This window comes from Mesorhizobium sp. P2_A12 (genome assembly GCF_056405075.1).
In genome coordinates, this window is the sequence record NZ_JBFUCU010000007.1 from 291713 (window position 1) to 316920 (window position 25208).

Annotated in this window: 29 protein-coding genes and 1 other RNA gene; 22 read left to right on the forward strand and 8 right to left on the reverse strand. The window is 62.7% G+C overall.

What is annotated here, in order from left to right; all coding sequences use genetic code 11:
- Positions 1–5: 5 nt before the first annotated feature.
- Both AC1DZU_RS18245 and ssrA read right to left on the reverse strand, forming a co-directional pair.
- Positions 6–557 carry an AAA family ATPase gene (locus AC1DZU_RS18245; protein WP_477286970.1) on the reverse strand — a complete coding sequence of 184 codons (552 nt, stop codon included), beginning with the start codon at positions 555–557 and terminating at the stop codon, positions 6–8.
- A gap of 82 nt (positions 558–639) precedes the next feature.
- Positions 640–1000, reverse strand: a transfer-messenger RNA (tmRNA) gene (gene ssrA, locus AC1DZU_RS18250).
- 168 nt (positions 1001–1168) lie between these two features.
- Here ssrA and AC1DZU_RS18255 point away from each other — a divergent pair.
- Positions 1169–1480, forward strand: a complete 312-nt coding sequence (locus AC1DZU_RS18255; RefSeq protein ID WP_095087099.1) for a DUF2853 family protein — start codon at positions 1169–1171, stop codon at positions 1478–1480.
- Positions 1481–1664: 184 nt separating this feature from the next.
- The gene (locus AC1DZU_RS18260; protein ID WP_477227035.1) at positions 1665–2459 is read left to right on the forward strand and encodes a thymidylate synthase; all 795 of its coding nucleotides are present in this window, start codon (positions 1665–1667) and stop codon (positions 2457–2459) included.
- 38 nt (positions 2460–2497) lie between these two features.
- Here the strand turns inward: AC1DZU_RS18260 and AC1DZU_RS18265 are convergent, their stop codons facing one another.
- Positions 2498–2704, reverse strand: coding sequence for a TOBE domain-containing protein (locus AC1DZU_RS18265; RefSeq protein ID WP_477286973.1), 207 nt, complete (start codon positions 2702–2704; stop codon positions 2498–2500).
- A gap of 148 nt (positions 2705–2852) precedes the next feature.
- Here AC1DZU_RS18265 and modA point away from each other — a divergent pair, with 148 nt between their 5' ends.
- The 5 genes from modA (at position 2853) to AC1DZU_RS18290 (ending at position 7024) form a co-directional block, all read left to right on the forward strand.
- On the forward strand, positions 2853–3647 hold the full coding sequence (gene modA, locus AC1DZU_RS18270) for a molybdate ABC transporter substrate-binding protein (RefSeq protein ID WP_477286975.1): 795 nt from the start codon (positions 2853–2855) through the stop codon (positions 3645–3647).
- A 16-nt stretch (positions 3648–3663) separates the two neighbouring features.
- The gene (modB, locus tag AC1DZU_RS18275; protein ID WP_477286977.1) at positions 3664–4368 is read left to right on the forward strand and encodes a molybdate ABC transporter permease subunit; all 705 of its coding nucleotides are present in this window, start codon (positions 3664–3666) and stop codon (positions 4366–4368) included.
- Complete coding sequence (gene modC, locus AC1DZU_RS18280; protein WP_477286979.1) at positions 4365–5477, forward strand: molybdenum ABC transporter ATP-binding protein; 1113 nt, start codon at positions 4365–4367, stop codon at positions 5475–5477. Before modB ends, modC begins: the two co-directional genes overlap by 4 nt.
- Positions 5478–5558: 81 nt before the next feature.
- Positions 5559–5900, forward strand: a complete 342-nt coding sequence (locus AC1DZU_RS18285; protein WP_095087111.1) for a winged helix-turn-helix domain-containing protein — start codon at positions 5559–5561, stop codon at positions 5898–5900.
- A 371-nt stretch (positions 5901–6271) separates the two neighbouring features.
- Positions 6272–7024 (forward strand): methyltransferase domain-containing protein, encoded by a 753-nt coding sequence (locus tag AC1DZU_RS18290; protein WP_477286982.1) that lies wholly within the window; start codon positions 6272–6274, stop codon positions 7022–7024.
- A 32-nt stretch (positions 7025–7056) separates the two neighbouring features.
- Here the strand turns inward: AC1DZU_RS18290 and cobF are convergent, their stop codons facing one another.
- Positions 7057–7836: a precorrin-6A synthase (deacetylating) gene (gene cobF, locus AC1DZU_RS18295; RefSeq protein WP_477286984.1), complete on the reverse strand. Its 780-nt coding sequence runs from the start codon at positions 7834–7836 to the stop codon at positions 7057–7059.
- 131 nt (positions 7837–7967) lie between these two features.
- Here cobF and AC1DZU_RS18300 point away from each other — a divergent pair, with 131 nt between their 5' ends.
- The 6 genes from AC1DZU_RS18300 to AC1DZU_RS18325 all read left to right on the forward strand — a co-directional run bounded on the left by AC1DZU_RS18300 (position 7968) and on the right by AC1DZU_RS18325 (position 13651).
- Entirely contained in the window at positions 7968–8984 is a 1017-nt protein-coding gene (locus tag AC1DZU_RS18300; RefSeq protein WP_477286986.1) for a DUF4424 domain-containing protein, read from the forward strand.
- A complete protein-coding gene (locus tag AC1DZU_RS18305; RefSeq protein ID WP_477286988.1) occupies positions 8984–9502 on the forward strand; it encodes a dihydrofolate reductase in 519 nt (172 codons plus the stop codon). Before AC1DZU_RS18300 ends, AC1DZU_RS18305 begins: the two co-directional genes overlap by 1 nt.
- Before the next feature lie 150 nt (positions 9503–9652).
- Positions 9653–10765 (forward strand): FtsH protease activity modulator HflK, encoded by a 1113-nt coding sequence (gene hflK, locus AC1DZU_RS18310; RefSeq protein ID WP_477286990.1) that lies wholly within the window; start codon positions 9653–9655, stop codon positions 10763–10765.
- A complete protein-coding gene (hflC, locus tag AC1DZU_RS18315; RefSeq protein WP_477286992.1) occupies positions 10765–11733 on the forward strand; it encodes a protease modulator HflC in 969 nt (322 codons plus the stop codon). The genes hflK and hflC overlap by 1 nt, the downstream gene beginning before the upstream one ends.
- Positions 11734–11739: 6 nt before the next feature.
- Positions 11740–11922 (forward strand): DUF2065 domain-containing protein, encoded by a 183-nt coding sequence (locus AC1DZU_RS18320; protein WP_477286994.1) that lies wholly within the window; start codon positions 11740–11742, stop codon positions 11920–11922.
- A gap of 211 nt (positions 11923–12133) precedes the next feature.
- On the forward strand, positions 12134–13651 hold the full coding sequence (locus tag AC1DZU_RS18325) for a DegQ family serine endoprotease (RefSeq protein ID WP_477286996.1): 1518 nt from the start codon (positions 12134–12136) through the stop codon (positions 13649–13651).
- Positions 13652–13698: 47 nt separating this feature from the next.
- Here AC1DZU_RS18325 and AC1DZU_RS18330 read toward each other — a convergent pair whose 3' ends face one another.
- A complete protein-coding gene (locus AC1DZU_RS18330; RefSeq protein WP_477286998.1) occupies positions 13699–14271 on the reverse strand; it encodes a GNAT family N-acetyltransferase in 573 nt (190 codons plus the stop codon).
- The gene (gene serB, locus AC1DZU_RS18335; RefSeq protein WP_477287000.1) at positions 14268–15155 is read right to left on the reverse strand and encodes a phosphoserine phosphatase SerB; all 888 of its coding nucleotides are present in this window, start codon (positions 15153–15155) and stop codon (positions 14268–14270) included. Before serB ends, AC1DZU_RS18330 begins: the two co-directional genes overlap by 4 nt.
- Here serB and miaA point away from each other — a divergent pair.
- Together miaA and AC1DZU_RS18345 are read left to right on the forward strand one after the other, a co-directional pair.
- The gene (gene miaA / locus AC1DZU_RS18340) at positions 15145–16089 is read left to right on the forward strand and encodes a tRNA (adenosine(37)-N6)-dimethylallyltransferase MiaA (RefSeq protein WP_477287002.1); all 945 of its coding nucleotides are present in this window, start codon (positions 15145–15147) and stop codon (positions 16087–16089) included. The two genes, serB and miaA, sit on opposite strands and share 11 nt — an antisense overlap.
- 129 nt (positions 16090–16218) lie before the next feature.
- Positions 16219–17010 carry a GGDEF domain-containing protein gene (locus tag AC1DZU_RS18345; protein WP_477287004.1) on the forward strand — a complete coding sequence of 264 codons (792 nt, stop codon included), beginning with the start codon at positions 16219–16221 and terminating at the stop codon, positions 17008–17010.
- Between the two features lie 226 nt (positions 17011–17236).
- Here AC1DZU_RS18345 and AC1DZU_RS18350 read toward each other — a convergent pair whose 3' ends face one another.
- The gene (locus AC1DZU_RS18350; protein WP_477287006.1) at positions 17237–19069 is read right to left on the reverse strand and encodes an ATP-binding protein; all 1833 of its coding nucleotides are present in this window, start codon (positions 19067–19069) and stop codon (positions 17237–17239) included.
- Between the two features lie 155 nt (positions 19070–19224).
- On the opposite strand from AC1DZU_RS18350, the gene AC1DZU_RS18355 reads away from it, so the two are divergent.
- From AC1DZU_RS18355 to AC1DZU_RS18365, 3 genes are read left to right on the forward strand one after another with little or no spacing between them, the layout of a single operon-like run.
- Complete coding sequence (locus tag AC1DZU_RS18355) at positions 19225–19788, forward strand: helix-turn-helix domain-containing protein (RefSeq protein WP_477287008.1); 564 nt, start codon at positions 19225–19227, stop codon at positions 19786–19788.
- A 4-nt stretch (positions 19789–19792) separates the two neighbouring features.
- Positions 19793–20101, forward strand: coding sequence for a hypothetical protein (locus tag AC1DZU_RS18360; protein WP_477287010.1), 309 nt, complete (start codon positions 19793–19795; stop codon positions 20099–20101).
- 52 nt (positions 20102–20153) lie between these two features.
- Positions 20154–20681, forward strand: coding sequence for a GNAT family N-acetyltransferase (locus AC1DZU_RS18365; RefSeq protein WP_477287012.1), 528 nt, complete (start codon positions 20154–20156; stop codon positions 20679–20681).
- A gap of 4 nt (positions 20682–20685) precedes the next feature.
- Here AC1DZU_RS18365 and AC1DZU_RS18370 read toward each other — a convergent pair whose 3' ends face one another.
- A complete protein-coding gene (locus AC1DZU_RS18370; RefSeq protein WP_477287014.1) occupies positions 20686–21570 on the reverse strand; it encodes a LysR family transcriptional regulator in 885 nt (294 codons plus the stop codon).
- A gap of 117 nt (positions 21571–21687) precedes the next feature.
- Between AC1DZU_RS18370 and tmpA the strand changes: the two genes are divergently transcribed.
- The 4 genes from tmpA (at position 21688) to AC1DZU_RS18390 (ending at position 25151) form a co-directional block, all read left to right on the forward strand.
- Positions 21688–22839: a 2-trimethylaminoethylphosphonate dioxygenase gene (gene tmpA / locus AC1DZU_RS18375; protein ID WP_477287016.1), complete on the forward strand. Its 1152-nt coding sequence runs from the start codon at positions 21688–21690 to the stop codon at positions 22837–22839.
- Positions 22836–23420, forward strand: a complete 585-nt coding sequence (tmpB, locus tag AC1DZU_RS18380) for a (R)-1-hydroxy-2-trimethylaminoethylphosphonate oxygenase (protein ID WP_477287018.1) — start codon at positions 22836–22838, stop codon at positions 23418–23420. Before tmpA ends, tmpB begins: the two co-directional genes overlap by 4 nt.
- Before the next feature lie 570 nt (positions 23421–23990).
- A complete protein-coding gene (locus tag AC1DZU_RS18385) occupies positions 23991–24299 on the forward strand; it encodes a hypothetical protein (protein WP_477287020.1) in 309 nt (102 codons plus the stop codon).
- Positions 24300–24389: 90 nt separating this feature from the next.
- On the forward strand, positions 24390–25151 hold the full coding sequence (locus tag AC1DZU_RS18390) for a PcfJ domain-containing protein (RefSeq protein WP_477287022.1): 762 nt from the start codon (positions 24390–24392) through the stop codon (positions 25149–25151).
- Positions 25152–25208: the final 57 nt, after the last annotated feature.

A 25208-nucleotide genomic window follows, 5' to 3' on the forward strand; every position in this document is an offset into this window, starting at 1 on the left:
CTTTTTTATCTCAATCCTGCCTCGGTCAGCACAAATCGAAGCCGGACCTCGACCGGCGCCAATGGCAGCGGGACCAGCTCGTAGCCCAGTTCCGTATAGACGCCGACCAGCGCATGATAAGTGCGCTCGGCCTCGTCGAGCGTCTGCTTTCTCTCGGCATCCTGCGTGAAGATGTCAGGCCATGGCGGAGCAATGAAGACGCGCTTGGCATAGCGGAAGCGTTCGGCGGCATGCATGACGTGCTCGGGAACAGGCAGGTCGATGATGCGCAAATAGCCAAGCGTGTCCGGCACGCCGCGATCGAAAAAGACCGGGCCTGTCTGGTCGCACGCGACCTGATAGGAGCGCATCTCCCACGACAGCATCAACTCGGCAAACAGCGCGCGATCGTGCCAGGGCAGGGCAGTCCCGCCTATGGTGGACTGGTCGCGGATGATGCCGCGGCCGGCTTCGACCGAGGTGGCAAAGCCTGCCCGGCGCAAGGCTTCGATCAAGGTGGTCTTGCCGGAGCCCGGACCACCGGTCAGCACGAAGAATCGATCGGAATCGTTCTGCATCTTTTGTCCATGGAGAAGGGTACGCGGTGCTGCGCGCTTCGCAGCCATGGGCGCGGTGCATAGGACTGACAAAGGAGGGAGAAGTGGAGGTTTCTGTTGCCAGGTACCTCCGAACCCCGCCTAGAAGTGCGAACCTCTAGGACTTGAATTGAAGCTATCGCACCGCATTAAGCAGCGAGACGTGCTTCCGCATAGTTGTCGTTGGCAACTATAAGTTTAGCCCGATGACGGTGGTACAATGCCGGGCAAAAGTACGATCTTTACACCTTCGTCGATCCTATTTCGCCCCCAGCAAAAACCGCCCTGTACACAGCAGCGGCTTTTGGTGGAGGCGCCGGGTACCGCCCCCGGGTCCGAACGGCTTATTTCATCGCCCATTTATCGCCATAGTCGGTCAAGCCGACAAAACGAATATAGGGGTCTGTGGTGGAAAATGAAAGGCCGCAATGGCACTTTGTCCCCACGCCAAAACCGCGTTGCCGAGGGTTGACTTGGGCGCGGTCTCAACCGAAGCTTTGAGACGGTGAGGAGTTACCGACCTAGCGCACAAGTTGCAGCAGCGCGCCACAGCCCTCATCGATCGATCGGTGGCGCCGACGAGGGGAATTCTGATGGCCGACTATCTTGCAGACGTGAAGAAATACGACGCCGCGGCAAGCGCCGACGTGGTCGACAAGATCGTGAAGCATCTGGGCATTGCGCTCAGGAACCGCGATTCCTCGCTGGTGTCCTGCACCGACCCGAAGGAACTCGACCGCGTCAAGGCCGGTTGGGTGTCAAAAAAGCTTGGCATATCAGACGACAAGAAGGCTGATGCGTCGATCGAAAAGGTCTGCAAGGCGATGGCCGCCGACAACACCAAGAACCGGGTGACTTTCTACTATCTGGTCGCCAAGGACCTGGGCAAGCTCGGCTCCCTCTGAGACCTTTTGATAATTCTGCTCTGGCCGCCGACTAGCACGGTTTTCTGCGCTTCCTACAGCGCCGTGCGTCCTTTCGGACGCGCAAAGGATGCTGTGGCACTTTTTGGTTTTGCGCATGATCCTAGCGTGGCGTCAGCCCACACATGCGCTATGATTGGTAAAATCTCGAATCGAGCCGGAACCGATGCGCCAATATCTTGACCTCTTGCAGCATGTGCTGGACAACGGTGCCGATCGCGGTGATCGCACCGGCACCGGCACGCGCTCCGTGTTTGGCTACCAGATGCGTTTCGATCTGGCGCGCGGCTTTCCCGTCACCACCACCAAGAAGCTGCACTTGAAGTCGATCATCCATGAACTGCTGTGGTTCCTGGCCGGCGACACCAACATCAAATACCTCACCGACCATGGCGTTTCGATCTGGGACGAATGGGCCGACGAGAATGGCGATCTCGGCCCGGTCTACGGCAAACAATGGCGCTCGTGGCCGGATGGCCATGGCGGTTCCATCGACCAGATAGCAAATCTTTTGAAAGAGATACGCCGCAATCCTCAATCGCGGCGGCTGATCGTTTCAGCCTGGAATCCGGCCGAAGTGGAAGCCATGGCGCTGCCGCCATGCCACTGCCTGTTCCAGTTCTATGTTTCCGAAGGCCGGCTTTCCTGCCAGCTCTACCAGCGTTCCGCCGATATCTTCCTCGGTGTGCCGTTCAACATCGCTTCCTACGCGCTGCTGACTTTGATGGTGGCGCAGGTGACCGGGCTGAAGCCAGGTGATTTCGTCCATACGCTCGGTGACGCGCATCTCTACGCGAACCATTTCGAACAGGCGCGCGAACAATTGCAGCGCACGCCAAGGGCGCTGCCGACAATGTGGATCAATCCCGAGGTGAAGGACCTGTTCGCCTTCCGCTTCGAGGATTTCCGGCTGGAAAACTACGTCGCCGACGCGACCATCAAGGCGCCGATCGCGGTCTAAGTCCCGCCGATCGGCTCACCCTCGAAATCAGGCACCGATCAGTCGATGCCGACCATCACGTCCGAAGCCTTGACCACGGCATAGGCCTGCTTGCCCTTTTCGAGCTTAAGATCGGCGACGGCCTCGTTGGTGATCGAAGCGGTGACGACGGCGCCGCCAATGTCGATCCGGACATGCGAAGTGGTGGCTCCCTTGACGATCTCGGTGACCGTTCCCTTAAGGATATTGCGAGCGCTGATCTTCATCGAAGTTTCCTTTCCAGGGTTTCCTTGCCCGTCTTACCAGAACAATCGATGTCGCACAGGGGTACGGGCCTTCCCTTGTTATATTCATGCGGATATATCGGTTGGCAGGCTTCGAGCCGATCGGATTTCAAACCCAGGGGAGTTTTCCATGACGCGCAAAGGTTTCGGATTGAAAGCGATCGCCATTGGCGGTTTTGCCGCGACGCTGACGGCGGCAGTGCCGGCCGCGCATGCGGAAGACAAGGTGGTGGTGTTTGCCGCGGCCAGCCTCAAGGACGCGCTCGACGCGGTGAACAAGGCATGCGAGGCCGATGTCGGCGAGGCCGCGACTGTCTCCTACGCGGCAAGCTCGGCGCTGGCCAAGCAGATCGAGGGCGGCGCACCTGCCGACGTCTTTATTTCGGCCGACCTCGACTGGATGAAATATCTCTCCGACAAGAAGCTGACCAAGCCGGACACCGAAGTGAAGCTGCTCGGCAACGAGATCGTGCTGGTGGCTCCGAAGGACTCGACGGTTGAAACCAAGATCGAGAAGGGTTTCGACCTTGCCAAGCTGATTGGCGACGGCAAGCTTGCCATGGGCGACTTCAAGGCTGTGCCGGCCGGCAAATACGGCAAGGCCGCACTTGAATCGCTCGGTGTCTGGTCGTCGGTCGAAGGCAAGGTGGCGCAGGCCGAGAATGTGCGCGCGGCGCTTAAGCTGGTTTCGACCGGCGAAGCCGCCCTCGGCATCGTCTACGCCACCGACGCGCACGCCGAAAAGGGCGTCAAGGTGGTCGGCACCTTCCCGGAGGATTCGCATCCGCCGATCATCTATCCGGTTGCCCAGACCGCCGATTCGAAGGACAAGGATACGCCGGCTTTCCTGAAATGCCTGCAGTCGGGCAAGGCTGGTGCGCTGTTCAAGGAGCAGGGATTTACTGTCCTGACGCCGAGCAATTGAGGTACGAAACCAACGCATGAACTGGCTGCTGGACCTCACTCCCGACGAATGGAATGCGGTCCGGCTGTCGATCAAGGTGGCGACGGTGGCGATGCTCGCCAGCCTGCCGCCGGGCATATTGATCGCGCTGCTGCTTGCCCGAGGACAATTCTGGGGCAAGACGCTGCTCAATGGCCTGGTCCATCTGCCGCTGATCCTGCCGCCGGTGGTGACGGGCTATCTGCTGCTGCTGACCTTCGGCAAGCGAGGGCCGGCCGGCGCCTTCCTGGCCGAGCATTTTGGCATCGTCTTCTCGTTTCGCTGGACGGGTGCGGCGCTCGCTTGCGGCGTCATGGGCTTTCCCCTGATGGTGCGCGCCATCCGGCTGTCGATCGAGGCGGTTGACCGCAAGATGGAAGCGGCGGCGGGAACGCTCGGCGCAAATCCCTACTGGGTGTTCGCCACCATCACGCTGCCGCTGATCCTGCCCGGATTGATCGCCGGCGCCATCCTGGCTTTTGCCAAGGCGATGGGCGAGTTCGGCGCGACCATCACCTTCGTGTCCAACATCCCCAACGAGACGCAGACACTGCCGTCGGCGATCTATACCTTCACGCAAGTGCCGGGCGGTGATGAAGGCGCGCTCAGGCTGACGCTGATCTCCATTGTCATCTCGATGGCCGCATTGGTCGCTTCGGAGGTGCTGGCGCGGCGTGTCGGACGGCGGATGGACATTGAATGACCGTCCTTGTCGACATCAGCCATCGCCTCGGCGATTTCAGCCTCGATGTTCGCTTTGAGAGCGCCGGGCGGCTGACGGCGTTGTTCGGACCCTCCGGGTCCGGCAAGACGACGCTGATCGACATGATCGCCGGGCTGATCCGGCCCGACAAAGGGCGCATCGAGGTCGATGGCCGCGTGCTGGTCGACATGGGCGCTGGCATTTTCGTGCCAAAGCACAAGCGCCGCATCGGCATGGTGTTCCAGGATGCGCGCCTGTTTCCGCATATGAGCGTGGCCAGCAATTTGCGCTATGGCCGCTGGTTCACGCCGGCAACGGAGCGCTACGCCGAGATGGATGGCGTTGTCGAATTGCTCGGCATTGGACCGCTGCTGGACAGGCGACCGGCAAAGCTCTCGGGCGGCGAGAAGCAGCGCGTGGCGATCGGCCGGGCGTTGCTGGCCAGCCCTAGATTGCTGCTCATGGACGAACCGCTGGCCTCGCTCGACGAGGCGCGCAAGGCCGAGATCCTGCCCTATATCGAGCGGCTGCGCGACGAGACGAAAATCCCGATCGTCTATGTCAGCCATTCGGTTGCCGAGGTGGCGCGGCTGGCCAGCGACGTGGTGACGCTGGCGCAGGGCCATGTCATCGCCAGCGGACCGATCGAGGCGGTGATGCAAAGGCTCGACCTGCTGCCGGCGGAGGAGCGCGCCGAGGGCGGCGCCGTGCTCGACACGAAGGTGCTGCACCATGACGAGGTTTTCAGCATGACCGTGCTCGGCTCGGCCGCCGGCGAGATCCGGGTGCCGCGGCTAGCGATGACGACAGGGGCGCGTGTGCGCATCCGCATCCGCGCCCGCGACGTGATGATCGCAACGGAGAAACCGACAGGCCTGAGCGCGCTCAACATTCTGCCGGGCACGATTGTTGCCATCGCCCCGGGCGAGGGCGCGACCGTCGAGGTCGGCATCGATTGCAACGGCGCAACCGTGCTGGCCCGCATCACCGAGCAGTCGCGGCAGGCGCTGAAGCTCCAGCCCGGCGGCAAGGTTTTCGCCGTGGTCAAGACGGTGAGCTTCGACCGGGCAAACACCGGCGCCGGCCTGCCCGCCGAAGCGGATGGCTGACCATCGCTATGTTTTTTTGGAATAGCGGTATCGCTGAGGAGCTTCTAGTATGGGATCGGACGTGACCGCGGAGGAGCAAAAATGCCGTCGCTGAGCTTGCGGATAAATCTCGACCCCGACGGGCGCATCGGACCGGGCAAGATCGAGCTTCTGGAGCAGATCGCCGCCTTCGGTTCGATCTCTGCCGCCGCGCGTGGCATGGAAATGTCCTACAAGCACGCCTGGGACCTGGTCGAGGACATGAACCGGGTGTTCGGCAAACCGCTGGTCGCGGCGCAGACCGGCGGCCGCAAGGGCGGCGGCGCGCAACTGACTGCGGTGGGGCTTGCGGTTGTCAGCCGCTTCCGCGCCATCGAGCGCGCGGCGGCGGCGGCGGCTGCGACGCACATGGAGGCGTTGCAGGCTGAAATCGATGCCGGATGAAAGGTGCCGAGCGGAAGATGGGACGCCCTGGCGCAGTTCACCGCGTGAACCAGAGGCCGACAGGGCGGCCCTCGCGGGCCAGTTGTCCGGCTCCGGATGTTTGGTTAGAATTGGCGCCTCTTGGTTAGACGACACGTTGATGCACAGCGGATCGGCCCCTGAGCACTCAATACATCGAGGAAACTGAGGCCATGATCTTGGAAGCAGCGCGGCACTAGCAACAACGCAACACGAAGAGGCGCTGCGCGATGAGGGTAGTGCCTCGGCTTACGAATGTCTGGCGGCTATTGCCTCGCGCAATGCGGGCGCGGCTTGCCTCGCTGCCCCTGTTGAGAAGGCTGCTACCGCTGCTCAGGCGCGGGCTAATTCGAATGGACGCCGGCCCCACAAAGTTTCACCGAAACGACCTGACTGCCCTTGTCGGACGCAAATCAGCCCTTGAGATCGGGCCTTTCACCAACCCAACGCTTCGGGGTCCAAACGTCAGATATCTCGACGTCTTGGACAAGCATGGCCTGATCAAGAGGGCGGATGCGGTCGGCTACCCATACTCCACCGCCCCTGTGGATATCGACTATGTCTCCAGCACCGGCGATTTGGGTATTGTCGCCGAGACGTTTGACTTCTGCCTGAGCAGTCACTGCATCGAGCATCAACCGGATCTCATCCACCATCTGAGACAGGTCGAGAGGATACTCGTGCCGACAGGCAGATACCTCCTGATTGTACCGGACAAGCGCTATTGCTTCGATCACTTCATTCCAGAGAGCTCAATTGCAGATTTCATCAACGCTCGGGGCAACAGCGTTCACAGCATAAAGAGCGTCATCGAACACAGAGCCCTGATCACGCACAATGACGCTGCCCGTCATTGGGCCGGAGATCATGGGCTGCCGGTTTATCGGCAGAATATTGCTGCGGTCTCCGTGGCCATGAGCGAATATGACAATTCCGGCGGGGCATACGTCGATGTTCACGCGTGGCAATTTACGCCGCAAAGCTTCCGCGACGGCATAGAGGCACTTTCCAATCTCGGTCTCATCGGGCTGGATGTCGAGCAAGTCTATGCCACGCCGCACAACAACTTTGAATTCTGCGCAATTTTGAAACGACGGCAGGCGTAGGTCGTTAGGTTTGGACCTTCGGTTCCTGAAAATTACCGATCGTCCTGCGGCTCGCCACGCTTGCGCAGCAGATACGTATCCATGATCCAGCCCTTTTGCAGACGGGCTTCCTCGCGGACCCTTTCGATCTCCGGGCCGATATCACCGATCCGGCCCGAGAGAATAATCTCGTCCGGGGTACCGAGATAGGCGCCCCAATGGATAGCGACATCCTTGTCGGCAAGCGTATTGAACGCGCATTTTCCGTCCAGCATGACGACGGTGCTGCCGGCATTGTCGGCCAGGCCCTCCTGGGAGAGGCGGCGACCGGTGGTGACGAGGACGGAATCGCCGATGCGGTTCAGCGCCATTTTGTGGCTGGCGGCAAGCGCCTGGATAGCGGTGATGCCTGGAAGGACCTCTAGTTCGAACGCGACATTGCCTCTCAGGTGCACGCGCTCGAGGATGCGCAGCGCACTGTCGTAGAGCGAGGGATCGCCCCAGATCAGAAAGGCGCCGCAGCCATCCTGCGCAATCTCGTCGCGGATCAGGGCTTCGTAGATGGCGGCAATGGCCTCGTGCCAGTCGTCGACCGTCGAGCGGTAAGAGGGCGCCGGCTCGGCGCGCACCGGCACGTCGAATTCGACGCGGCGCGACTTCGGGTTGGTGACGAAGCGATCGCAGATCTGGCGGCGCAGATCGGCAAGGTCGTTCTTCTTCGCGCCCTTGTCGGGAATGAACAGCACGTCGGCGCGGTTGAGGCCGTTTATGGCCTGAACGGTCATGTGGTCTGGATTGCCGGCGCCGATGCCGATGACGAGAAGCTTGCGCATGGAACGATCTCCTGCCCGATCGAAACCTGTTAGTCCAGAGCGTCATGGCGCGCCCGCGGATGCGGAAGGGCTTTGAAACGCCACATTGAAACGGCTAGGGTCGTGTCGGCATTCTAGCCGAGGGGGCTTCCATGTTGCGATACGTCCTGACCGCCGTGCTGGCGCTTTCAGCCGCGCCTGCATTCGCCAATGATTCGGTTGCCGAGCTCGGCACCGGCGGCCTGACCCTGTCGCGAAGCGATGCGGTGTCGATGCAAAGCGAGGACCTCTTCATCTCGCCGGAAAAGGTGACGGTCGACTACGTCTTCCACAACAACACCGACAAGGATGTCGACGCGATCGTCGCGTTCCCGATGCCCGACATTTCTGGCGATCCCGAGGAGATGCCGGCGATCCCTGAAAATCAGAGCGACAATTTTCTCGGCTTCGAGGTGACGATCGACGGTGTCGCCGCCAAGCCGCAGCTCGAGCAGAAGGTGTTCGCGCTCGGCATCGACATCGGTGCGGATCTGAAGGCGCAGAATGTACCGTTCAACCCGTTCGGCGACGCGGCGAAGGCTGCATTGGCAAAGCTGCCGCAAGCGGTGGCCGACGACTGGGTCAACCGCGGCATCATCATCGAGGACACGATTGACGACAGCCCCGGCGCGAAACCCAACTACGCGCCGTTCTGGCAATTGCGGTCGACCTACTGGTGGCGCTCGACCTTTCCGGCCAACAAGGACGTTCATGTCTCGCACCGTTACAAGCCGAGCGTCGGCGGCACGTCTTCGGTCAGCTTTTTCTTCGACGGCAAGTTCCAGGGCCAATACGCCAGCTACAAGACCCGTTACTGCATGGACGATACCTTCGAGAACGCGGTGCGCAAGGCGGCGAAGGATGGTCCAGACGGCTATCCCCAGTACAACGAAAGCCGCATCGCCTATGTCCTGACTACCGGCGGCAACTGGGCGGCGGGCACCATCGGAAAGTTCAAGCTGACCGTCGACAAGGTCAATCCGAAAGCGCTGGTCTCGTTCTGCGGCGACAATGTCAAAAAGATCGGACCGACGACGTTCGAGATGACGGCGGACGATTTCTATCCCGAGCACGACATCGACATCCTGCTTCTCGATCCGACGGACAACAATGCCGGGGATGCCAACTGATGCACGTCGCGATTTACGTTGCCATTGCCGAGAACGGCGTGATCGGGCGGGAAGGCGCGCTGCCCTGGCGCCTGTCGACCGATCTCAAGCGCTTCAAGGCCGACACGATGGGCAAGCCGATCATCATGGGCCGCAAGACCTTTGAAGGCATCGGCCGGCCGCTGCCGGGCAGGCTGAACATCGTGGTCACCCGCGACAAGGCTTGGCGCGCCGAGGGCATCGAGGTCGCGCATTCGCTCGAAGCCGCGATCCAGCTGGCGACGGTGCGCGGGCGCTGCATGGCCGGCGTAGACGAAGTCTGCGTCATCGGTGGCGGCGAAATCTACGCCCAGGCGCTGCCGCTGGCCGACCGGTTGCACGTCACCCATGTGCTGGCAACGGTCGACGGCGATGCGCATTTCCCGCCGATCGATCCCAATTCCTGGCGTATGGTCAGCTCACAGGAGGTTCCGGCGGGGGAAAAGGACAGCCACGCGACGCGCTATTCGGTTTACGAGCGCCGCCGCGACGTGCATTGAAAGACGACAAAGGGTCGCGACCGGACCAAATCGGACGAAGTCGGCAACGCATCGCGTTGAAAGCGTCTCGTGGCGTCCCTATAGAAGAACGATACTGGATTTCGCGCCATAATACCGGCGCTTGAGGGAATTCCATGCGAAAGGACATTCATGCCCTGGAACGATAAAAGCGGCGGCGGCGGCCCATGGGGCGGCGGCGGCAACAATCAGGGACCCTGGGGGCAGGGACCAAAGGGACCGAGCGGCCCGCAGGGCTCGCCTCCCGATCTCGAAGACATCATCCGCCGCGGCCAGGACAGGTTGCGGCGCGCACTGCCAGGTGGCGGTGGCGCGAGCCCGGCTATTTTCGCGCTGATTGCGGCCGCACTTGTGGTGCTGTGGGCGTTCCAGGCGGTTTACACCGTGCAGCCCGACGAGGTCGCGGTTGAATTGCGCTTCGGCAAGCCGAAGGCCGAACTGTCGCAGCCCGGCCTGCATTTCCATTGGTGGCCGCTCGAAACCGTCGAGACGGCGAAGATCTCCGAACAGCTCGTCGACATTGGCGGCGGCAACTCCAGCGGCAACGGCCTGATGCTTTCGGGCGACCAGAATATCGTCAACGTCCAGTTCTCGGTGGCCTATCAGGTCTCCGACCCCCGGGCCTATCTGTTCGACGTCTCCGATCCCGACGGCATGCTGCGGCAGGTTGCCGAAAGCGCCATGCGCGAAGCCGTCGGCCGCCGGCCGGCGCAGGACATCTTCCGCGATGACCGCCAGGGCATCGCCGCCTCGGTTCGCGAAATCATCCAGACGACGCTGGACGGCTACAAGGCCGGCCTCAACGTCAACGCCGTCTCGATCGAGGATGCTGCACCGCCACGCGAGGTGGCCGATGCGTTCGACGAGGTGCAGCGCGCCGAGCAGGACGAGGACAAGTTCGTCGAGCAGGCCAACCAGTACTCCAACCAGAAGCTCGGCCAGGCGCGCGGCGAGGCCGCACAGGTTCGTGAAGACGCGGCCGCCTACAAGAACCGGGTCGTGCAGGAAGCCGAAGGCGAGGCGCAGCGCTTCATCTCGGTCTATGACGAATATGCCAAGGCGCCGGATGTGACACGCAAGCGCCTGTATCTGGAAACCATGGAGAGAGTTCTGAAGGATTCGAACAAGGTGATCGTCGAGCAGGGCAACGGGCAAGGGGTCGTTCCCTATCTGCCGCTGCCGGCATTGCAGCCGAAAGCGCCGGCACCGGCCGCCCCTGCTGCCGTTACGGGAGGTAACCAGTGATGGCCAATCGTCTCCCCATCATCGTCGTCGCCGCGGCCATCATCCTGTTCCTGCTCTACTCGTCGGTCTTCGTGGTCAATGCGCGCCAGCAGGCGCTGGTGCTCAGGTTCGGCGAGATCGTCGACGTCAAGAGCGAGCCCGGCATCTACTTCAAGGCGCCGTTCTCGTTCTTCGACGCCGATACGGTGCAACTGATCGAGAACCGTGTGCTGCGCTTCGACCTCGACAACATCCGCGTCCAGGTGTCGGGCGGCAAGTTCTATGAGGTCGATGCCTTCATCGCGTATCGTATCTCGGATCCGCGCGTCTTCCGTGCCGCCGTGTCCGGTCAGATCGAACTGGCCGAAGCCCGGCTCAGGACGCGTCTCGACGCTGCCTTGCGGCGTGTCTACGGTCTGCGCGATTTCGAGGCCGCGCTCTCCGAACAGCGCGCCGTGATGATGCGCGAAGTCCGCGATCAGCTTCGGCCCGACGCCACGTCGCTCGGCCTGCAGATCGAGGATGTCCGCATTCGCCGTACCGATCTCACCGCGGAAGTCTCGCAGCAGACTTACGACCGCATGAAGGCCGAACGCCTCGCAGAGGCTGCGCGGCTGAGGGCACGCGGCAACGAAGCGGCACAGCGCATAACGGCTCGCGCCGATCGCGAAGTGGTCGAGATCGTTGCCGAAGCGCGCAAAGAGTCGGAAATCCTGCGAGGCGAGGGCGAAGCCCAGCGCAGCGCCACCTTCGCGGAAGCGTATAAGCGCGACCCGGCCTTCTTCGATTTCTATCGGTCGATGAACGCCTATGGCACGGCACTGGACAACACCGGGACGACCATGGTGCTGTCGCCGAACTCGGAGTTCTTCCGGTTCTTCCGCGATCCTGATGGCAAGGAGGCGCCAGCGAAGCCGGTTTCACCGGCACCTGCCGCGCCTGCGACGGCACCTGCCGCGCCGGCGGCACAGCCCAGCACCAGCCCGTAGCGGCAGGTGCAGGACTTTCTCGCCGCCATGGGCCTTGTCCTTGAAGGTCTGGTCTATGGCGGCTTTCCAGGCCTTGCCAGGAAGCTCGCCACTGAAGTGTTGTCGCTGCCCGAGAATGCGTTGCGGATCGCGGGGCTGGCGGCGATTGCCATCGGTGTCGGCATCGTCTGGCTGGTTCGAAGCGGGTGAGGGCGGCGAGCTTCGATCCCGGGGGATACGAACTTCGATCCTGGGATACGAGCTTCGATCCGGGGATACGAAGTTCGATCCCGGGATAACGGATGATTTATCCGCTGCCGATAGTCATAGCCGCAAACGTGCCTTATTTTTTGCCAACATGGCGCGACGCGGCGTTTTCGTCGAAGCGCTTTTCTTTTCAAGAATACCGGGAGGCTTCTCGATGACATCCAACACCCTTTTGCGCGCGGCACGGCGGACGCTGATCGCCGGCGCGGCAGCACTTCTTGTCAGCGCCGTCGCTGCCCCGTCCTTCGTGACGCCGACATTGGCCGCCGACGGCCCTGCTTCGGTTGCCGACCTGGCGCAAGGCCTGCTCGGCGCGGTGGTCAACATCTCGACCTCGCAGACTGTGAAGGGTACGGAAGGTCCGGGCGCGGTGCCGATGCCGCAGTTGCCCGAGGGTTCGCCTTTCCAGGATTTCTTCGACGATTTCTTCAAGAACCGTGGCGGCGACAAGGACAATGGCGGGCAGAAAGTGCAGTCGCTGGGTTCCGGCTTCGTCATCGACGCGGAGCAGGGCATCGTCGTCACCAACAACCACGTGATCGCCGATGCCGACGACATCGAGGTCAATTTCTCGGACGGCATCACCTTGAAGGCGACGCTGGTCGGCACCGACACCAAGACCGATGTCGCGGTGCTGAAGGTCGACCCGAAGGGCCACAAGCTGACGGCGGTGAAGTTCGGCGATTCCACCAAGATGCGCGTCGGCGACTGGGTCATGGCGATCGGCAATCCGTTCGGCCTCGGCGGCACGGTGACGGTCGGCATCGTTTCGGCCCGCAACCGCGACATCAATTCCGGTCCCTATGACGATTTCATCCAGACCGACGCCGCGATCAACCGCGGCAATTCCGGCGGTCCGCTGTTCAACAGCGCCGGCGAAGTCATCGGCATCAACACCGCGATCATTTCGCCGTCGGGCGGTTCGATCGGCATCGGCTTCTCCATCCCCTCGCAGCTTGCCTCGGGCGTCGTCGACCAGTTGCGCCAGTTCGGCGAGACCCGGCGCGGTTGGCTCGGCGTGCGCATCCAGCCGGTGACCGACGACATCGCCGAGAGCCTCGGCATGGCGACTGCCAAGGGCGCGCTGGTCGCCGGCGTCATCAAGGGCGGCCCGGTGGACAACGGCACCATCCAGGCCGGCGACGTCATCCTCAAATTCGACGGCAAGGACATCCATGAAATGCGCGACCTGCCGCGCGTGGTCGCCGAAAGCCCGGTCGGCAAGGCGGTCGACGTGCTAATCGTGCGCAAGGGCGTCGAGCAGACCGTGAAGGTGACGCTCGGCCGGCTCGAGGATGGCGAAAAGCTCGCCAGCGGCGAGGACGGCAGCAACACCGACAAGGACAAGGGTGACAAGGCTCCGGCCGTCTCGACGGCTTCGGTGCTTGGCATGACCGTCGGCGAACTGAACGACGAGACACGCAAGAAGTTCAGCATTGCCGCGGATGTCTCCGGCGTCGTCATCACCGATGTCACCAAGGATTCGGCTGCCGCCGAACGCGGCATCCAGCCGGGCGAAGTGATCACCGAGATCGCACAGGAATCAGTCGCCACGCCCAAGGACGTCATGGACCGGATTGGCGCCCTGAAGGAGCAAGGGCGCAAGAACGCGCTGCTGATGCTGGCGTCGAAGACCGGCGAGCTCAGGTTCGTGACGATCCGGATGGACTGAAGTCCGGAAAGGCTTGTAGTCCCTGATTTTGAGAAGAAAAATGGCGGCTATTGAGCCGCCTTTTTTCTTGCCTGCCAGTCCCTGCGCGACAATCTGTAGAGGACATGCCGCTTGAGCGACGGGTGGCTGTCAGGGACGTCGGGATGGTCGAAGTCGCTGGCCGGGTCGAACCTCATGCCGAGGCGTTTCATGACGGCGGTGGAGCGATGGTTGTCGTAGACCGCGAAAGACACGATTTCGTCCAGGTCGAGCGTTTCGAAACCGTAGGCGAGCCAGGCCTCGGCCGCCTCGGTGACGTAGCCCTTGCCCCAGAATTCCGGGGCGAGACGCCAGCCTATCTCGATCGTGCCGTCGGGTAGGACGTCGATGTCTTCTGTCCCGGTTATCCCGACAAAGCCGATGCACTCGCCGGTGGCCGCAATCTCGGCCGCGGCGAAGCCATAGCCGTCCTCATCAACCCAGGCGCGGACCTCGTCCATCTTGGCGTCCGCCTGCGCGCGGTTGCGGCGGAACGGAAAGAATTCCATGACCTGTTCGTCGGAGTTGATCCGGTGGAACAGTTCGCGATCGCGATCTTCCCAGTTGCGCAGGATCAGGCGCTCGGTTCGCATTGGTTTCATTGCACAAACTCTTCCTGTCTGTAGCCCTGCACATAGAGCAATGCTGTCAGGTCGCCGTGGTCGATGCGCACCTTTGCCTGTGCCGCCACCGTCGGCTTGGCATGGAGGGCGACACCGGTGCCGGCCAGCCGGATCATGTCGAGATCATTGGCGCCGTCGCCGACGGCAATTGCGTCAGTCGGCGTCAGGCCGAGGCGTGTGGAAATCTCGATCAGCGCATCGGCCTTGGCGGCGCGACCGAGTATCGGTTCGCCGACCAGCCCGGTGAAGCGGCCGTCCTGTTCGAGCAGGCGATTGGCGCGATTCTCCTGGAAGCCAAGCATGGCCGCGATGCGCGTCGTGAAGACCTCGAACCCGCCAGACACCAGCGCCGTCCAGGCGCCATTGGCCCGCATGGTTCGCACCAGCGCACCGCCGCCCGCGGCCAGCGTCAGGCGATTGGCGACGATGCGGTCGACCACGGCGGCATCGAGGCCCTTCAACAACGCCACTCGCTCGCGCAAAGCCGGTTCAAACGCGATCTCGCCGTTCATCGATCGCGCTGTGATGGCGGCAACATGATCCTTGACGCCGATCTCGTCGGCCAGTTCGTCGATGCATTCCTGGTCGATCATGGTCGAATCCATGTCGGCGATGAGGATCTTCTTGCGGCGGGTTTCTGCCTGCTGGACGATTACGTCGACCGGTTCGGTGGCGAGTGCTGCGCGCAAGGCGGCACTAGTCCCGGCGGCGTCAGCCTCCCGCGGCAAGGCAAGATCGCAGGCAATCGCGTCGGCAAGCCAGACAACAGCGCTTGCGCCGACCGACCGTGACGCCATATTCGCAAGCGACTGCGACAATGCGCGATCGGCGGGACGGGAAACAAGCGTGGCGATGAGCGGCATGGAACATTCCGGCAGACAGGCGGGCGAGGGCCGCGTGAGGGACGCGATCCTGATAGCCGGGCCGACCGCCAGCGGCAAGTCGGCCCTTGCGCTCGAGCTGGCCGAGCGCAAGGGCGCCGTCGTCGTCAACACCGATTCCATGCAGGGCTATTCGGTGCTCGACGTGCTGACCGCCCGGCCGGGGGCGGACGACCTCGCCCGCGCGCCGCATTGTCTCTATGGCCATGTCCACCCGGCCACAGCATATTCCACCGGTGCGTGGCTGCGCGACGTGATGAAGCTGATCGAGGACGGTACGCTCTCCGGACAGCCTGTTATTTTTGCAGGTGGCACCGGGCTCTACTTCCGTGCGCTTGCCGAGGGCATTTCGGAAATGCCCGACATTCCGCAGCGGATTCGTGACCGCTGGCGCTTTGAGTTGAAGGAGCAGGGCGCAGTCAAGCTGCACAGACTGCTGCTGCGCGAGGATTCGGCGGCTGCCATGATGCTGAAGCCGACCGACAGCCAGCGCATCGTGCGGGCACTGGAGGTACTCGACGCGTCGGGCCGTTCGATCCGGGAATGGCAGGCGGAGCGCGGCCGGCCGCTCATCGACAGGCAGAGCGCGCGTTTCTTCGTGATCGAGCCGGATCGAGCGGCGTTGGTCGACCGCATCGAAAAACGCTTCGACCAGATGCTGGACAAGGGAGCGCTGGACGAGGTCAAGCGGCTATCGGCGCTCGGCCTCGACACCGAATTGCCGGCGATGAAAGCGATCGGCGTTCGCGAACTGCAGGCTGCGATGGCTGGAGAGATTGGCTTTCCCGAGGCGATCGAGCGCGCCAAGATCGCAACCAGGCAATATGCCAAGCGGCAAACGACCTGGTTCAGGCATCAATTGGGCTCGGAATGGCAAAGATTGCGGCCCGGTGACGATCTGGAAACCACGATTTGATCGCCTGTTTCCATTGCAACCTGAAAAGTTTATCTGCAAGGTAAGGTTCCCGTTGCGGTTGTCCAAATTAACCCTCCGTAAGCCCGCCCATGCCATAAGGTCAGTGGGCACTTTTCCATTGGGGAGCAGATGCGTTTCCACAAGGCGGAATCAGCATTTTTCGTCTTTATCTTCGTGATCCTGGCCGCCGGCCTGGTGACGCTGCATGCCTATGGACTGCTGCAATCCTTCGCCACCGAGCTGCATACGGCTTCGGGCATGGACAAGGTCATCTATCTCAACAAGCTGCTGTTCGCGACCGGCGTGCTTTTGGCCACTGCGCTGTTCTTCGGCATCTTCTTCATCTATCCGCTGATCCGCAAACAGGCGACGGAGGAAGGCAAGCTGCGCGCCATGACGGTTTCGCTCAGCGCCCGCTCGGAGACACTCGAGCATGCCGCCCTGACCGACGGCCTGACCGGCATGCAGAACCGGCGCTATTTCGACGACGCGCTGAAGGAATATCTGGAGGAGTTCCGGCGCATCGAAAAGCCCGTCGGGCTGATGATCCTCGACCTCGACCATTTCAAGCAGGTCAACGACACCCATGGCCATGATGTCGGCGACGAGGTGCTCAAGGCGGTCGCGAGCTGCCTCAAGGACATGACTCGCTATCACGACGTGGTGGCGCGGCTGGGCGGCGAGGAATTCGCCGTGGTCACGCCCAACATGGACGCCGAACTGCTGGGCAAGTTTGCCGAGCGCATCCGCAAGGCGGTCGCCAACATGTCGGTGCTCTCCGGCAATGTCCGGCTCAAGATCACCACCAGCGTCGGTCTGGCTGTCTGGGACCGCAAGGAAACCGCGGAGGAGTTCTATCGCCGCGCAGATCGCCAGCTCTACGAGGCGAAGAGGCAAGGCCGCAACCGCGTCTGCGCCTAAAATCCCGAAGAAGAATTCATGAGGCCGGTCGCCTGACGCGGCTTTCTCGACTTCCGGTGCTCACGGACTAAATGTCCGCTCCGCTCCGGCTTCTCGAAAGCCACGTCATTCAACTCGGCCTGATGAATTCCCTTTCGGGATTTACCCATGCATGCCAACGACGCCCTGCTCTGGAAGCTTGATGTGGCTTCCCAGTCGGTCGGCGGAATGGCGTAAGGCTGTCGGCTCAGTCGTTTTGCGGGCGCAGGCCGAAGGTCGCGGGCTTGAGGCCGTAGCGCATGTCGAAATCGTCATCCGATTGCACGCGGCTGGTGGCCGGTGGCTTGCGGTAGTCGGGATCGCCGGCCTGGCGGCTTGAATCGACGACTTCGGCGAAGGCCATCGCCTGCTGCGTTGGTTTCGGCACGTTGCGCAGCCGCTCGACGATTGCCACCAGGTCGACATCCTCGCCGGCTTTCGATGCGGCTTCTTCGCGTTTGTTGGTGCCGGGGATCAATTCCGAGGATAGTTTTTCGAACTTCAGCCGCATCGTCGTCGCCACGCCTTCGCCAAAGGCAATGGCCTCGCGCTGGCCCATGGACGACAGGAAAGCCAGCGTCGAGGCCGATGAGTCGGCAATCGCCGAACGGATGATCGCCTGATCCTGCTCGTTGGCAAGTCGCATGGCGAAGAAGGTCGAACATTGCGACAGGATGGTCGGGTCGAGCTCGCCCGGTCGCTGGGTGACGACGCCGAGATAGCAGCCATATTTGCGGCCTTCCTTGGCGATGCGCGACAGCGCGTGCCTTGTCGGCGCAAAGCCGAGACGCGGATCGGCCGGCATGTAGCGGTGCGCTTCTTCGCACAAAAGCAGAAGCTGCAGCTTGCCCTCGCTCCACAAAGCGAGGTCGAAGGCCAGGCGCGCCAGCACCGAACAGACGGAATTGACCACTTCGGACGGCATGCCGGCCATCTCGAAGCAGGTCACCGGGCGGCCATGATGCGGCACGCGGAAGAGGTTGCCGATCGTCTCGTGGATGGTGTCCTCGATCAGGCGCGAGTTGAACATGAAGCGGTAGCGTGGGTCGGCAGCCGCCGATTCGACGCGCGTCTTCAGGGATTTCAGCGTCGGACGATCGGTCTTGCTTTCGAGCATGCCCATACGCTCGTCGATCTGCTTGATGAGGTCGGCGATGCGGTAAGGCACCGGCGTATCGGCGGTCAGCGCATCGCTGCCGCGCCTGATGTAGCTGCCCGAATTCGGGTTGCGGTAAAGGTTCTTGGCGGCGGGGATGAGGTCGCGCAAGGCGTCAATCTCTTCCGGCACCGTCTCGCGGCCGCGGAACAGCACCTCGGCGAACTCCTCCAGCCTGAACATCCAGAACGGAAGGTCGAGCGTCTTGGAATCGACCCTGACGCAATATTCGGGCAGCGACGCGGCGAACTCGTTGTGCGGATCGAGGATCAGGATGCGCAGGTCCGGCCGTGCCGCAATCGACTTGCGCAGCAGCAACGAGACGGCGGTGGATTTGCCGACACCGGTGGTGCCGACCACGGCGAAGTGACGCGCCAACGTATCGTCGATGGCGATGTTGGCGGCGATCGTCTCGTCCTGCGAGAGTGTGCCGATGGTGATCGAATGACGCCCGGCCAGATCATAGACCGCCTGCAGGTCACGGGTGCGGATGCGATGGGCGATGGCGCCGATATGCGGATAGGTGGTGATGCCGCGATCGAAGATCGGCTTGGCGCCAGGTTCTGCTCCGTCGCGGACTTCGCCGATCAGCTCGATGCTGACCTCGATCGGGTTTTGACCTTCATTGCTCCAGGCGCGGTCCGACTTGCCGATCCCGTAGACCAGGCCGACGGTTCGCGTGGATCCCAGATTGATGGAAATCATCTTGCCGACTGTCCACAGGCCGGTCACCGCGCCGTCAATATCGTCCGCAAAGGCGCCGATGGTGGCGCGCGCACCGTCGCATTGCACGACGTTGCCCAGAATGCGCCTGTCGTTCTGTTCTGCGTTGCGGCGCTCCTGCAATGTCGGTTCTCCAACGGAGGCTTCGCGTTCGACATACATGGATAGGCCAATCCCCATTTCCCCTGGAGCATCGAGCCTACAGGAACGGGGTTAAGGCGGGATGAGGTCGGATGGTGTAAAGACGATTAAGGGACCCGTGAAAATTGTCGCGAGACAGCTCTTCTCCGGAATCGATATTTCGCTATAATGGACATATGGATGATATAGCGAACGATATTTCCTCGACCATCGGCAGAAGGATACACGCCGAGAGGACCATGCGGGACTGGTCGCTGGCCGAGCTTGCAGAACGCTCCGCTGTGTCGAAGGCGATGCTGAGCACGATAGAGCGCGGCAAGACCAGCCCGACGGCGGCCCTTCTGGTGCGCATCGCGTCGGCCTTCGGCATGACACTGTCGACCCTCATCGCGCGCGCCGAATTGCAAGGCGGCGGGCTGCTTCGCACGGCCGATCAACCGGTGTGGCGCGACCCCGGTACGGGCTATGTCAGGCGGCATTTGTCGCCCGCCTCGGACATGCCGCTGGAACTGATCAGGGTCCAGTTGCCGGCGGGCGCCAGGGTCAGTTTTCCCGCTGCGTCCTATGCATTCATCAAGCAGCAGATATGGCTGATTTCGGGGCGGCTCGAGTTCATCGAGGGCGATGTGGTGCACCGGCTCGACCCTGGCGATTGCCTGGCGCTCGGCGCGCCGTCGGACTGTACCTTCCACGCCCTGGAACCCGGCGCCGACTATCTCGTCGCGTTGGTCAGGGGTTGAACTCATGGCCAGACGACCGAAGCGCTCCCACAATGGGGGGCCGCCTCTTGACGAGTACAAGGGGCCGCCATGGGGCAAGGGCGATCCCTATATCTTCCTTGCCTGGCAGGCCGCCCATGCCAAGGCGTGGAAAGCGCCGAGCCGCGAGGTCATGCTGCTGCGCATGGACAAGGCCGAGCGGCTGGGCCTGACCTATGAGGAATACACGCTCGAGATTCTGGAACGCGGGCGGCATCTCGGGGAAGAGGACACCGAACGCATCGGCGCCATCAAGGCGGCCCGAAAGCGACGCCGTGTGCGCCATCTGGACTGACGGCAATGTGCCCGCATCTGCCGCCCCATCGCAATCACAGGACATCACGCGCATGAACTCGATCGAGATCGGACCACTGACCCCGGCTGCGGCGACGCAGGAGATGCTGGCCGAATTGCTGGTCGAAACGGTAGCGGCCGGTGGATCGGTCAGTTTCATGCATCCGCTGGCACCGGAAGCGGCTAGCGCATTCTGGCAGAAATCGCTGGCAGCGGCGGCAAGAGGGGAAAGGGCGGTGCTGGGCGCCTGGGACGGCGAGGTCTTGGTCGGCACTGTCACCCTGTTGCTCGACTGTCCGCCCAACCAGCCGCACCGGGCCGAGATCGCTAAGCTGATGACCCGTTTGGATTACCGGGGCAAGGGCGTGGGAACGCGCCTGATGCGCGCCGCCGAGAGCCTGGCCGTTCAAAAGGGGCGCACGCTGCTGGTTCTCGATACGGCGACGGAGGAGGGTGCTTCAGGCCTCTACGAGAAGCTCGGTTTCACGCTCGCCGGCGAGATACCGGACTATGCGTTGAAGCCGCATGGCGGACTGACCGGTACGCTCCTCTATTGGAAGCGTATCGGGCCAATCTCGTAACCAGTCACGCTGGACCGTAACCGGAGAGGCGGGACAGCAGCCACTGGCGGAAATCCTGCTCGGCGCTGGTCAGGCGCGCGGTCGACGCTTTGGTCAGGAAATGCCCCGAGGTGCTGGAGAGTTCGAAGTCGGAAAGCCTGACCAGGGTCCTGCTGTCGAGCGCGGCATCGACCAGCGGCCGCGAGCCCAGCAACACGCCGGCCCCGGCCCTGGCCGCCTCCATCGCGGCAACGAAACTGTCGAAGCGATGCGATCGCCGGGGGTGGCCGGCCAACCCAGCGGCCGCGAACCATTCCGCCCACATCTCGCGCGCGCCGGCGACCAGAAGCAGCGGCAGGGAGGTCCAGTCGGCGTCGCCGGCCAGGGCCGGGGCAGTCACCGGCACGAGCCGCTCGGCGGTCAGCCTGTCGGCTTCACGTCCAGGGAAGGATCCGTTGCCGAAACGGATGTCGAGCGTTGAGCCCGGCAGGTCGTAGTCGGCCGGTCGGTGGATCGTCACCAGGTCGAGCTGGATGCGCGGCAATGCCTTGGCCAGGTCGGGCAGGGCTGGAACAATCATCAGCAGGGCAAAGGAGATCGGCGCGCGAACGGTCACGGTCTGGACGGCGCGCGGCTCGAACAATTCCGCGGTGCTGTTGCCGATAGTGGCGAAAGCCGATTGGATGTGGGGCAGGTAAGCCGCGCCTTCCGGCGCCAGCGCGACGCCACGCGCCAGCCTGGAGAACAGACGCGTCTTCAGCCGTTCTTCGAGAAGCCGGATGTGCTGGCTGACCGCCGCCTGGGTCAGGCCAAGCTCGGTTGCCGCGGCGGTGAAATTCGACAGCCGCGCCGCAGCCTCGAAACTGCGCAGCCAGTCAAGCGGAGGCAAGGGCGGGATTGTTCGAGCCATTAGATATTTAAGGTCATTGGCCAAAAAACGATAATTTGAATTATGCCTTTCGCGCGGTCAACATGCAATCGAAACCTGCGGATCGGACCGCAGGCCTAGCTGCAGGAATGGATCTCCATGCTCACCCACGCGCTGATCGGCGACGAAGGCAAAACCATCGAACTTGGCTGGAAGGACGGGACGCGCACCCGCTTTCACGCCATGTGGCTGCGCGACAATGCGCTGGACGACAAGACGCGCAGTGCCGGCAACGGCCAGCGGCTCATCACCATCCTCGACATTCCAGCCGAGACGAAGATCGGCGCGGCGTCGATCAGGGGTGACGCCCTCGAGGTCAGCTTCGTGCCGGAAGGAAAGACGGTGAGCTTTCCCTCTGTTTGGCTAAGCGCCAATGCCTATGATCGCGACTCGGCCCGCCAAGCTGGCTGGACAGGCGAGGACATCGTGCGCTGGACCAAGGCGACGATGCAGAATTCCGTGCCGCGTGCCGGCTACCCTGCCGCCAGTCGCGACCGCAACGTCTTGCGGCAATGGCTGTCGGCGGTGAAAGCCTATGGCTTCGCGGTGATGGACGATCTGCCGGCCGAATCCGGGGCGCTCTGCAAAGTGTCCGATCTGTTCGGCTATATCAGGGAGACCAATTACGGCCGCTGGTTCGAAGTGCGCGCCGAGGTCAATCCCAGCAATCTCGCCTACACCAATCTCGGCCTCCAGGCGCACACCGACAATCCCTATCGCGATCCGGTGCCGACGCTGCAGATCCTGTCCTGCATCGAGAATACGGTGGAGGGTGGCGAGTCCAGCGTCGTCGACGGGTTTGCCGTCGCGGCGGCCTTGCAGGCTGAAAGCCCCGAAGGCTTCCGGCTGTTGAGTTCATCCCCGGCGCGTTTCGAATATGCCGGCTCTTCCGGCGTGCGGCTACGGGCGAAACGGCCGATGATCGAACTCGGGCCCGACGGCGAGCTGATCTGCATCCGCTTCAACAACCGTTCGCTGGCGCCGACGGTCGACGTGCCGTTCGCCGACATGGAGGCTTACTATGCCGCCTATCGCCGGTTTGCCGAGCTGATCGAAGATCCGTCCTTCGAAGTGACCTTCAAGCTCGAAGCGGGCCAGGCGTTCATCGTCGACAACACGCGCGTCATGCATGCCCGCAAAGCGTTTTCCGGCACTGGCAAGCGCTGGTTGCAGGGTTGCTACGCCGACAAGGACGGCTTGCTGTCGACGCTCGCAGCGATCGAACACGCGTTGAGGGAGGCGGCGGAATGAACAGCCAGGACCTGAGCGCGGACAACATCGTCGAGTTCATCGCCGACATCTTTGAACGCCGGGGCGCGGAATCCTATCTCGGCGAGCCCGTCACCATGTCGGAGCATATGCTGCAGGGCGCATGGTTCGCCGAGCAGGATGGCGCACCGGACGAGTTGGTGGCGGCGGCCCTGCTGCACGACATCGGCCACTACACAAGCGAGTTCGGCACCTATTCGCCCGAGGATGTCGTGGACAAGCATCATGACGAAGCCGGCGGCGCGGTGCTGGCGCCGTTCTTTCCGCCGGTCATCGTCGAATGCGTCAGGCTGCATGTTTCGGCCAAGCGCTATCTCTGCGCCACCGATCCGAGCTATTTCGGCAAGCTGTCTCAGGCCTCGGTGCATACGCTGTCGCTACAGGGCGGGCCGATGAGCGCCGATGAGGTGGCCGAGTTCCGCAAGAATCCCTTCCATGAAGAAGCGGTCCGGGTCCGCATCTGGGACGAGAGCGGCAAGATCGCCAACATGAAGACACGGACGTTCCGCGATTACGTGCCACTGCTGCAGCGGGTCGTTCGCGACTTTCGCGATCGCGCCTGACTCAACTCCGTCGAGGCCGAGCACGCTCGCGGTCTTGCCGTTGCGCTCGTTCCGATGTATTGGCCGCGCCTGACATGCGGCTCGCATTTTCATTGGCCGCACCGTATCAACCACGCTTTTGATGGAGGCGACGATGAGATCTTGTTCACGCATTTCGCGCCTCCGCGGCGGACGAACGGGCTGACCCGCGCCACAGCGGTTCCAATTTCCTGACACTCTGAGGACCGCCGTGCCGCGATGCGCGGCGGCAGTTGTCGTCAGCGCGCGCTACGCAGCCCGCGACGGCGTTAGGCCGCATTGTCCATGAAAACGGTGGAAGCCTGGAGCTCCCCGCCGACGATCGCGGCTGCCTGAAAATCAAAGATGCAGCTTTGCAACACTCCGACAGGCCATTGTAAACATTGAAGGAATGGCACTTGCGCCGAGGTTCTTGTGGGCCTAGAGACCGCGCCTTTCCAACCGTCATCCTGAAAGGAGACCTGTCCATGTCACGCCAACCCAGATCGACACATTCCGTGCCGACGCTGGAATTGCGTGCGGCTGACAGGGTTCCAATCGGGAAGAACGGCCATGGCCAGGTCCATGATCCAGCTCAGGCAGGACGCCGAGCGCCAACGCACTGAAGCATATCAAGCATCGCTGCGGCGGGTTTCCACTATACCGCGCCCCGCTCCCGATTTCGAGCGGGCGCTCGATGAGGTACGCCGCGGCTATGCCGGCATGGCGATCCGCGACGGCGCGTTGTGGCGTCCAAAGCTGAAGACGCGCGACCCGGCGCGGCTGCGGCTGGCTGCCGCCCGCTATCTCTATGCGCGCTATCCGGTTTCTGCCGCGCTTGAGGCCATCTGGCTGGATAGGTCGGGGCTCGATGGTCAGTAGATCGCATTTCGCCTGGCCTGGTACGTCACGGCCGCAGGTGGCGGCTCGCTCTACAAGGCGGGCGCCAATGCGTGGCTGTCGCGAAAGGAGGTGCATTGCTTCCTGAACGTGTCCGGCGATTTCACCTTCGACGAGGCGTTCTGGTTCGCGATCGTCCGGTCCTACACCGAGGATTGGGGGCTGGCTGCACGACTTGCACGCACGAAGATCGTGCGCACGCCGCGTGGCGAGTTGGCCTTCTGGCGCGAGGTGGCGCGCTTCTTCTGCGAGCATCCTGCTTCGAAGGGGGAGATCGACGATCTCTGTGACTATGTCGGCGCCAAGCACCGGCGCGATGCTGCCTACAGCCTGAAGGGCCGCACGCTCGCCTCGCTGCACCGGCAGATGTCGGACTGGCATCGCGATCTTGCTGCGATCGAACGCATCGAGGCGATGCGCCGGCGGGCCGCCGCGCGGGCTCAGCCCGTCGCCGGCGCACCCGCGCAGTGCAGCGCCTGGGACGGCTCGCGCCTGCAGGATTGGGAATGGCATCCGCCGCCCAAGGAGGCGAAGGCGCATGGCGAGTGGTTCTCCATTCGCCAGTTGAAGACCGCAGAGGACCTCGTTGCCGAGAGCCGGGCGATGCATCATTGCGTGTCGTCCTATGCGACCAAATGCATTGCCGGCAATGCCTCGATCTGGGCGCTGCGACGCAAGGCGCTCGGCAAGACTGAACGCTTGCTGACGATCGAGCTCGATCCGCAGCATCGGGCGGTCCAGGTGCGCGGTTTCGGCAATCGTCTGGCAACGACGGACGAGCGCAAGATCCTCGAGCGTTGGGCCAAGGCGAAGTGCGTGACGCTGCAGGACTGAACAGACAGAGCCCGCGCGGCGGAATCGCCGCGCGGGTTCAAAAAGGAGCGGATGTAC